Raw genomic sequence first — 9,580 nt, 5'->3', positions numbered from 1 at the left:
CCGACCGCCATCGGCCCGCGCCGTGACTCGCTGGCTCCTGACCCACCCGGACGCCCTGGCCGAGAGCGATCGGATCCAGCTCAAGGCCGTGCTGGCCAACTGCCCCGAGCTGGGCGTCCTCGCCAAGCACGTGCGGGCCTTCGCCCACATGGTCACCGACCTTCGAGGCGACCAATCGCCAGAGTGGATCGAATCAGCCAGAGCCTCTGCCGACTTGCCCAGTCTCAGCCGGTTCGCTCACCACCTCGAACGCGACCTTGACGCTGTCGTCGCAGGGCTCTCCCAACCGTGGAACTCCGGCGTCGTGGAAGGTCATGTCAACCGGATCAAGATGCTCAAGCGCCAGATGTTCGGCCGCGCAGGATTCGAGCTCCTCCGCAAGCGCGTCCTGCTGACGTGACCGAGGGCCATCAGAGCTCGTCTGCAGAGAGTCTGCCCTAGCCCGCGCTCGGCACATAGGGTGCTGCCGTGAGCAGCGAAAACATGCACGCAGGCCGATTCCTTGGGGAGTTCCGGGAGCTGGGGCATGGCCGCACCGACGGGCCCTCGCTGAGGGACTGCACGCAAAGAGAGGGTACGGCCTATGAAACGGATCTCGTTCGCTACTTGCGTGCTGGCTCGGTGCTGGCCGCGACCACCTCACGGGTCCATGACGTCCTCAGCGCCACGAACGAGCTGATCGGCGGCCTGCACCTCCTTACTGACGGTGAGTGGTTCTGGTACACGGATCTGGCGTACTACGTCGAGCACTACCACGTGCCCCTGGATGCACAATTCGTTGATCACGCACGCGGACGCGGGTGGACACCACCTCAGCTGAGCGACGCCGACCTCGCCCGGATTGCCGACACTTTCTTCCCGGACGACGGCACTGCACCCGTCGTTGTTGACGGTGGGCAGTAGGGAGGGTCGAGGACGCCCAGTACCGGGGCCGCTCGACCCTTCGGCCCCATGAGGTGTGTTCTCAGCCGAACGACTCTCGGCCGACTGCGACCGCCGTCACAGCAAAGGCAACCGTCACGCTGCGTACGCGACCACACCCGGGTTCTGGTCCGCCGCCAGCGGCTGTTCAGCAGGTCCGTTGATAAGGGATGCCACGGACGAGTGTGCGCCATTCGTCTTGGGTCAGGCCTGCCCCGGCGCGGTCGCATGCCAGGGTGGCTGCCCGGCCTGTGGTGATGTCGTATGTCTGCAGCAGTACGTGTTCGCCTGCCCCGGAGAGGGTCTTGTTGTCAGGGCTGAAGGCGAGGTCCAGGAGGGCTGTTCCTGGGGTAGGGAGGGCGGAGCCAATGGGGCGGCTGGAGTCGGTGTCCCATAGCCGAAGGGTGCCGTCATGGCCCGCAGCGGCCAGGGTGCGCCCGTCCGGGGAGAACACCAACGCCGACACGTGCCGGGGCTTGCCCTCACGCTCTGGAGACGCGGGAAGGATGCCGAGGGGCTTCTCGGCGTCACCATCCCACACGGTGACCTGACCGGATTCCTCGCCTGCTGCGAGGTACTTGCCGTCCGGGCTGAATGCCAGTGCGGTCGTCATGCCCGAGGTGAGTGCTCGGCGTGTGATCCGGCCGGACCGCAGGTCGAGGAACTGGCCGTGGTTAGTCGCCAGGATGCGTCCGCCGGGTTTCACCGCCAGGGTTTCACCTCCGATGCCTCGGATGTCACGGGCCATGTTCCCGCTGCGCAGGTTCCAGAACTCAAGCCGCTCGGCCTCTGGTATGCGGGAGACCATCAGCGACGTCCCATTCGGGTGGAAGACAATGCCGTTGACGGCGTTTGCGGGAGAGGGGTTTTCGGGGCCGGTACGCGCTACCGTCAGTGACTTGGTGATGCGGTGGGCGGAGACGTCCCACAGGGACAGCTTCTCCGGCGGAAGGGACTCTCTCGGGTGACTGACGCCGTAGGCGAGATAGCGTCCGTCGGGACGGAAGGCCATGTGCACTGAGCAGCGCTCCGCACTGTGCCGACCTTCGGGGAAAGTCGGGCAGGCTGCCGACGGCGGGCTGGCCAGGTGACGGCCGTTGCGGCTGTCGAGCAACTGAATCTGCGCCCGGCCGGTGTCGGTGTCCTGGTGGGCGATGGCGAGTGTGCGGCCGTCCGGGCTGAAGGAGCCCGATGCGGCGGGTCGGCTGTGCCAGCGGAAGTCGACGATGCCATCGAGGGAGAGGGAGCGAACCACAGTCTGGGAGCTTCCCGCGAAGTAGCGGATGCGACGTTCTTCCACGTCCAGTCTGAGGTCACTGATCGTTTCCTCGGGGAGCGGATACCGGAAGACGGGTGTCGCGGGCGCGCCGGTGCGCCACAGCAGAATCTCGTCGAGGTCTGCGGCGGCCAGGAATCTGCCGTCCGGGCTGAATTCGAGATCTTCCAGTCCCTCGTGCTCAAGTTTCGGCAGTTCGCGCCCGGAAGCGATGTCCCATCTGCGGAGTCCTGATGGGCCGCGCTGGATCAGGTGCCGACTGTCGGGGGTGAACTGGAAGTCCTCCTTGGAGCAGTTGGCGGCTGTCGCCTTGGGGGCCCATGCGGTGGGTACCTTGCGTCGCCTGGGGATGTCCCAGATCTGCAGACGGGTGCCGGGCAAGCACAGGGCCAGCAGCCGGTCGTCCGCGCTCACCTGAGCATCGGGGAGCGGGTAACTGTTCACTCGGCGCTGCTGGTGGAGCCGCCGAAAGTCCCATTCCGGGACGTGGAACCGTTCCCCGGGGCGGAGTCTGGGCAGGACACTGTCCATGCGACGCTCCAGCAGCACACGTCGGGTCCGCATGTCCCGGAGCTGGAGTACTGCCTGGGGTCCCTGGGTGCGGTACAGGACAAGCGAACGGCCGCTCGGACTGATCTCGGCTCCGTCGTCGGCCGGCAGGCGCCGCCCATCCACACGGCCCGCCCGCATGTCCCAGATCCTCACCCTGCCGTCGTCGTCCACCAGAGTGAGTCTCCGCAGGTCGGGGTTCATCACACCGGCGTGGCCAAGGCTGTCGCCCAGCCCGGGTAACGATGCGATCCGCCGGTGGCCACGCACGTCCCACACCACGGCTCGCTTCGCTCCCACGCTGAGCAGAGTGCGGCCATCTCCGCTGAGGTAGCGCACGACGGTCGGATCGGTATCTGGGTCGGTGAAGACGTCCTGCTCCTTCTGAACCGCGGCGCTCATCAGCGCCGAGCGGCTCTCGGGGAGATCGGCCAGAGCCCAGGAAGCAATGCTCAGCCGCATGGCGGTGACCGGGTCCGTCGCCCGCAGGCTCTCGGCCAGGGCCGCAATCCTGCGGGCCTCGGCATGCAACCGTTCCCGTTTCTCGGACTCGCTCTGCTGCCATGCGATCACGCCCGCTACACAGGCGAGCGCCATCATGAGGGACAAACCCACTCGCAACCGGCGCAAGCGGCGTGTGGTGCGGGTAGCAGAACGTTGATCCTCTTCGCGTGCGGTGATGCTGGTAGTGAGGAAATCCCGTTCTGGGCCGGTCAGGTCGTCGAGGTGCCCGGGGCTGCTGAAATGTTCCTGGGCAGTAGCGAGTCGGCTTCCCCGGTAGAGGGCCCCGGGGTCGCGGCCCAGTTCCTCCCAGGCACGGGCGGCCTCAGTCAGTTTGCGGTGGGCTCGCAGGAGTTCGCGGTCCTGTTCTATCCAGCCGCGCAGCCGGGGCCAGGCGCTGAGCAACGTTTCGTGGGCGAGGTCGACAGTGTCGCCGTCGAGCGTCAGCAGCCGCGCCCGGGTCAGCGCCTCCACCACCTCGGCGGTCTCCTGCCTGTCGGGGACCCCGAGTTCCTCCCGGTCGACAGGTCGTCGGGTGTCGGGCGTGCCATCGCCGGGGGCGACCAGGCGCAGCAGCAGACGGCGGGCCGCATCAACCTGGGCTGCGGTGAACCGGCCGTAGACGTCCTCGGCGGTCTTGGCGACCGAGCCCCCCAAGCCTCCGGCCGCCTCGTAACCAGTCAAGGTCATGGTTCTGCCGCGGCGGCGGCGCCAGGTCTCCAACAGCACGTGCGAGAGCAACGGCAGTCCACCGGGCGCGTCCGCGACCTCGTCGACGAGGCGGTCGGTCAGAGCGCGTTCCACAGTCATGCCTTCGGCTGCGGCTGGTTTGACGATGGCCTGGCGCAATTCCACTGGACTCATGGGGCCAACCAGCAAGTTGGTGTCGCGTAATACCTCCGCCAGGCCAGGGTGTTCGGCGCAGCGACCGTAGAAGTCGGCGCGCACCGCCAGGACAACGCGCAGCCGGCTGTCTGCGTGTCGGGCGGTCAAGAGCAGGTCGATGAAGGCGGCGCGTTCAGCCGGATCGTGGCAGAGGGTGAAGACTTCCTCGAACTGATCAACGATCACGAACACGTCCGCTTGACTGCCCGGGTCGGTATCAAACACATGGACGTGGGTGCGCGCCGGGCGATGACCAGGGGCCAGGATCCGGATTGCGGCAGGGCGCAGTGCGACGTCCTGGATGTGCTGGAGGGCGGGGATGAGTCCGGCGCGTAGCAGGGAGGACTTGCCGCTGCCGGAGGCCCCGAACACTGCAGCAAACCGCTGCTTGCGCAGCAGGTTGAGCAGGTCGGCAATGAGCTTGTCGCGGCCGAAGAACCGGCTGCTGTCGCCGGGCTCAAACCGTGCCAACCCCCGATACGGCGGCGTGCCTCCCCCCTCCTCTTCCCTCGAACTTGAGGCAGCGGCCTCGTCCACCGCCTGCTTCCAACGCGCCTCCCAATCCGCTACGTCACCCCCGCACGCCTGCACATAGGCCAGCACCACCGGCAATGTCGGCAACTGCTCACCTGCGGCTGCCTGGGACAGCGTCGTCACCGCATACCCCGCCCGCTGGGCCAGCACCCGGTAGGTCAATCCGCCCGCCTCGGCACGCAGCTTGCGCAACTCGAACGCGAACCGCTGCACCGGACCCGCCCCCGGATCCACCGGCACCTCACGACGTCCCGCCACGCCGACCCCCTCAGCCGCCCCCGTATAGCCCGGTGGCAAACCTACGTATCCCTCATTTCCTCGCAAAGATCGCGTCCGGCCATTGTTTGGCTGCCGGAACTCCCCTTCCGAACAATGCGCCAGCCGCTGAACTCGACTCGTCCCCAGGGTCGCCCCACGACGGGCGTGGCCGTGATTGATCGCCACGCGCATCAGGCACAGCCCTCCCCCTGGAGGCCGCGGCGCGGACGGCTGTCCGTCCCGCAGAGAAGCATGCAAACAGCCCACGAAAGGAAGAACACATGCGGTCTGCCATATCTGCTGCCGGCGACAAGCTGGTTGCACTCCTCGCGCCCCGTGCGACGGCTGCCGCCGCCTGCCGGACCGACTCCAGCTGGTGCGACAACGGGTGCCCGTTCTGGTGGTGGCGGCGCGCCTACCACGTCGTGTGCGACAACGGCGACAGCTACATCCGCTACAGCGCCTGCGGCTCCGGCAACTGCTGACCGACCGGGCCAGGGTGTTCCGCCCCCCTCGGGGGCGGAACACCCTGGCCCACCACTAAGGAACCGCCACGGTGGACCACCACGTCTTCATCGCCTCCCGGGTTCTCATCGGGATGGTTTTCGCCGCCTCTCTGACCATGAAACTTCTGCGCAAGAACGGATGGCACCGTTTCACGGCCTCAGTGCGCGGGCTGGCTCCGCATCTTCCGGCGCGGACGACCGCGGTCGCAGTGTGCGCCGCGGAGGCATCTGTCGCATTACTGATCGTTCCGGCGGGAACTGCGGTGTACGGGCTGGCCGGGGCCGTGCTGTTGCTGCTCTGTTTCACTGTGGCCCTGGTGGTGGCACTCCGGCGCCGCAAGCGAGTCTCCTGCGGGTGCTTCGGCAAGTCCGCCACTCCAGTAAGCGGATTCACCGTCGCACGGAATTCCCTGCTGACCGCAGGCGCGCTGGCCGGAATCATCACTCGCCCCGACCCGACGGGCGCCGCCACACCATGGCCCGGCACTCTCACCGCCATCGCGGTAGGCGCGGTGGCTGCCGCTCTCGCCTACCTCACGGACGAACTCGCCGACCTCTTCCAAACCCGGACCTAGCGGAAAGAGAGACCATGTCCTACGTCATCACCTTCCTCGCCCTGCTCGGCGTGCTCTCCTTGTTCAACCTCGTGCTGTCACTCGGACTCGTCCGCCGGCTCCGTGAGGACACCGCCCAGACGACTGCACAGTCCACCGGTCCGCAGGTAATGCACGCCGCCGGCACGCGCGTCGGTGCCTTCCGGACGGTCGCCACCGACGGAGCGATTCTCTCCGACGGCCTGCTCCGCGGGGCCCCCACCCTGGTCGGCGCATTCGTCCAGGGCTGTCCTGAGTGCGAGGAGCGGCTACCGCTGTTCGTCGAGTACGCCGCCGCGTTCAAGAGCGGCCCCAAACACGTCGTCGCAGTACTCGTGGGAGACCCCGAGGAGCTCCGCGACAAGATCACATTGCTGGAACCGGTGGCGCGCGTCGTACTCGAGGGCAGGGACGGCGCGGTCGGCTCAGCATTCGGAGTCCGCGGCTATCCCGCCTTCGGCGTCCTCGACGACGACGCCGTCGTACAGGCCTCCGGTGTCCTGCTCAAGCACATCACCGGCACGCCGGTCAGCGCCTGAACAGGCGACTGGTGATGCGTAGAGTCCTGCATGCCCTGCGGCTGAGCTGGCAGGCGAGCCACCCGCTGACCACTCTGGCCGTCACCCTGACACTGATCTTTGCGGGTGTCCCCCTCGTGACCGCGTGGCTCACCAAGGTCTTCCTCGACGTCCTGGTCAGTGGTGCCGTCGGCACGAGGCCGCTTCTGGGCCTCGGCCTCGCACTCGCGTTCATGGGGCTGCTGACCGCCCTGATCCCCCGCTGGATCCTGTTCGCCCACCGGGAAACCGAGCGTCGGGTCGGCCTACTGGCCCAGGACCGTCTCTTCGCCGTGACCGAGCGCTTCGTCGGCATGGCACGCTTCGAACAGCCCCAGTTCCTGGACCGGCTGCGGCTCGCACTCCAGGCCGGCAGCTCCGCGCCCGGAGCCGTGGTCTCGGGGAGCATGTCCGTCGTCGGCTCGGCCATGACCGCCCTGGGTTTCCTCGGTTCGATGCTCGTGCTCTCGGCTTGGATGCCCGTGCTGGTCCTGGCCTCGGGAGTCTCGACGCTGATGACCGAGGTATGGCTTGCCAGGCGTCGTGCGGACGTGTTCTGGCGTATCGGTCCCACTCAACGGCGTGAGATCTTCTATCGCGACCTGCTGACCGACGTGCAAGCGGCCAAGGAGATACGTCTGTTCGGAACGGGCGCCTTCCTTCGCACCCGCATGGCCGACGAACGCAGGGCCTCCAATCGCGAGCAGTCGGTCCTCGATCGCCACGAGCTCCTTCTGCAGACGGGGGCCAGCATGGTGACCGCCGTCATAACCGGCGTCGCCCTGTTGTGGTCGGCCTTCGCAGCGGCGTCCGGCCGGATCACCGCAGGCGACGTTGCCCTGCTGATCGCGGCGGTCACAAGTGTGCAGTCCGCGATGACGTCGATCGCCCGGGACGCCGCCCTCACACACCAGCAACTGCTGCTCTTCCAGCACTACCTCGACATCGTAACTGCCGAGCCGGACCTTCCGGTCCCGGCCGACCCCAGGCCAGTGCCTGGCCTGCGCAGGGGAATCGAATTTCGCGACGTCTGGTTCCGCTACTCCAACGACCATCCCTGGGTCCTGCGCGGTGTTCACCTGACCATCCCGGCTGGAGCGGCGGTCGGCGTGGTCGGTAGAAACGGTGCGGGGAAGAGCACGCTGATCAAGCTACTGTGCCGGATGTACGATCCCGATCGCGGGCAGATCCTATGGGACGGTGTCGATCTCCGCTCACTCGACCCGGTCGAGCTCCGGCAGCGGATCGGAGCAGTGTTCCAGGACTACATGCAATACGAGCTCAGCGCCGCAGAGAACATCGGCCTGGGCAACCTCTCCCTCCTGACCCGCCCCGAGGAGATCACCTCCGCAGCGCACAAGGCGGGCGCGCACGCCTTCGTGTCCGAGCTGCCGCGCGGCTACGAGACGCTCCTGTCCCGTAGCTTCTTCGACACGGACGAGGCCGAGGGGACGAGCAACCAGGGCGTAACACTGTCCGGCGGCCAATGGCAGCGGCTTTCGCTGGCTCGCGCCTATCTTCGCGGCGACTGTGATCTCCTGATCCTGGACGAGCCGAGCTCGGGACTCGACGCCGAGGCCGAACACGCAATCCACCGAGGTCTCCAGCATCATCGGGTCGGGCGCACAAGCCTGCTGATCTCACATCGCCTCGGCTCAGTCCGTGAGGCCGAGTTCCTGATAATCCTCGAGGACGGCCGGATCGTGGAGCAGGGCACGCATGCGGAATTGATGGAGCTCGGCGGGTGCTACGCGCGGCTGTTCTCCCTGCAGGCCATGGGCTACCAGGAACATACTGAGGAGGTTGTCTAGCGTGTGCTGGATCGCGGCAGCGACCCTGAGTCTCTTGGGTCTCCTGTGGCCTGTATGGCGCCTTCGGCGCGAGGTGGCTCGGGTGAAGGTCGTCGGCTGGAGTATGGAGCCGACTCTCGCCCCCGGCTCCGAGGTCATTGCTCGACGGGTTCCTCCCCACTCTCTCGCCATCGGAGACATCGTCGTGGTCCCCGCTCCCGACTCCGGACAGCTGATCATCAAGCGAATCGCGGCTATCGGCGGTACCCCCAGCCCTGCGGCCCTGGGTGCCGCGGGCACTGTCCCTGACGGCATGGTGGTCCTCCTGGGCGACAATCCAGGCATGAGCCATGACTCACGGCACTTCGGCAGCGTCCCTGCCGACCGGGTTGTAGGGCGGGTCGTACGGCAGCTCCGCTAACACTTGAGCGTCGCAGGCGGCAACATCGCCAACGCGTCTCGAGCGTTGGCCCGCGTCGCGAACGATCGCGCTCTCACGCTCTCCTACGGCGCCGCGGTAGCGCTGGACGACGGTGGTGCCGTCCGGCGTCCGCGTCGCCGTGTCCTGTACGGCGGGGCGGCGAACAGGCTCAGAGCCAGGGGTGACTTCTCCTTCGGGAGGGTCGTTGATCAGGCGGCCAGCCGGTGGCCGGCCGGGGTCGTGGACGGCATGTAGGTGTCGGGGCTGGGCTCGTAGCCCTTGTCGCAGGAGTCGCAGCAGCCCTGGGTGCGCAGCGGGAGGCAGAAGTAGTACCGGCGCTTGCACCGGGGGCAGGTGGACCTCGCGGCCATCGCCCGGTCCAGCGCCCATTCCTGCGCGAGCGTCGGCGTGCGCTTCGGCCGGGCGAGTTCCACGCTGTAGAGCCAGGCTCTAGTGGGATGGATGCACGCCTGGTCGGGCCGGTAGGAGCACGCCTTGCAGCGCAGCACCGCCACCGGACCGTGACCGCCGGGGCTCAGCCCCTTCTCCCGTAACTGCCGCCGGGTGACCAGGCCCTCGGGACAAGCGCGCCGGTCGTACTCCGGAAGCATCGCCTCGCGGCGGCGGCGCTTCTTCGGGGAACCGACGGAATTCGCTGGTCAACGGCGACGCGTGGTCTTCTGTGCCCGTGCGAGCTACCCCGCGGGTGCGGGGGACAACTGCAGCGCTTGCCGCTTGAACACCTCGATGTGGAGCCACCCCGGCGGGTGCGGGGACGACTCCCGGACC

At 67.5% G+C, this 9,580-nt stretch carries 9 protein-coding genes; 7 read left to right on the top strand and 2 right to left on the bottom strand.

Going from position 1 to position 9,580, the window contains the following annotated elements; genetic code table 11:
- Together ACSUPV_RS41070 and ACSUPV_RS41065 are read left to right on the top strand one after the other, a co-directional pair.
- On the top strand, positions 1 to 400 hold a 400-nt coding region (locus ACSUPV_RS41070), incomplete at its 5' end, for an ISL3 family transposase (RefSeq protein WP_436949847.1).
- A 68-nt stretch (positions 401 to 468) separates the two neighbouring features.
- Positions 469 to 903, top strand: a complete 435-nt coding sequence (locus ACSUPV_RS41065) for a hypothetical protein (protein WP_436949846.1) — start codon at positions 469 to 471, stop codon at positions 901 to 903.
- 166 nt (positions 904 to 1,069) lie between these two features.
- On the opposite strand, the gene ACSUPV_RS41060 is transcribed toward ACSUPV_RS41065, so the two are convergent.
- The gene (locus ACSUPV_RS41060) at positions 1,070 to 4,924 is read right to left on the bottom strand and encodes an nSTAND1 domain-containing NTPase (RefSeq protein WP_436949845.1); all 3,855 of its coding nucleotides are present in this window, start codon (positions 4,922 to 4,924) and stop codon (positions 1,070 to 1,072) included.
- 281 nt (positions 4,925 to 5,205) lie between these two features.
- Between ACSUPV_RS41060 and ACSUPV_RS41055 the strand changes: the two genes are divergently transcribed.
- The 5 genes from ACSUPV_RS41055 to ACSUPV_RS41035 all read left to right on the top strand — a co-directional run bounded on the left by ACSUPV_RS41055 (position 5,206) and on the right by ACSUPV_RS41035 (position 8,791).
- Positions 5,206 to 5,409 carry a hypothetical protein gene (locus tag ACSUPV_RS41055; RefSeq protein WP_436946607.1) on the top strand — a complete coding sequence of 68 codons (204 nt, stop codon included), beginning with the start codon at positions 5,206 to 5,208 and terminating at the stop codon, positions 5,407 to 5,409.
- A gap of 71 nt (positions 5,410 to 5,480) precedes the next feature.
- The gene (locus tag ACSUPV_RS41050) at positions 5,481 to 6,005 is read left to right on the top strand and encodes a MauE/DoxX family redox-associated membrane protein (RefSeq protein WP_436946608.1); all 525 of its coding nucleotides are present in this window, start codon (positions 5,481 to 5,483) and stop codon (positions 6,003 to 6,005) included.
- Positions 6,006 to 6,019: 14 nt separating this feature from the next.
- A complete protein-coding gene (locus ACSUPV_RS41045) occupies positions 6,020 to 6,562 on the top strand; it encodes a hypothetical protein (protein WP_436949844.1) in 543 nt (180 codons plus the stop codon).
- A 14-nt stretch (positions 6,563 to 6,576) separates the two neighbouring features.
- Entirely contained in the window at positions 6,577 to 8,391 is a 1,815-nt protein-coding gene (locus ACSUPV_RS41040) for an ABC transporter ATP-binding protein (RefSeq protein WP_436949843.1), read from the top strand.
- A 1-nt stretch (position 8,392) separates the two neighbouring features.
- On the top strand, positions 8,393 to 8,791 hold the full coding sequence (locus ACSUPV_RS41035; RefSeq protein WP_436949842.1) for a S26 family signal peptidase: 399 nt from the start codon (positions 8,393 to 8,395) through the stop codon (positions 8,789 to 8,791).
- 209 nt (positions 8,792 to 9,000) lie between these two features.
- Here the strand turns inward: ACSUPV_RS41035 and ACSUPV_RS41030 are convergent, their stop codons facing one another.
- Positions 9,001 to 9,402: an RRQRL motif-containing zinc-binding protein gene (locus tag ACSUPV_RS41030; RefSeq protein ID WP_436946611.1), complete on the bottom strand. Its 402-nt coding sequence runs from the start codon at positions 9,400 to 9,402 to the stop codon at positions 9,001 to 9,003.
- Positions 9,403 to 9,580 lie beyond the last annotated feature (178 nt).

Source organism: Streptomyces sp. SudanB52_2052 (assembly GCF_964272415.1).
Taxonomy (GTDB): Bacteria; Actinomycetota; Actinomycetes; order Streptomycetales; family Streptomycetaceae; genus Streptomyces; species Streptomyces olindensis.
This window is presented reverse-complemented; position numbering and strand designations above follow the sequence as displayed.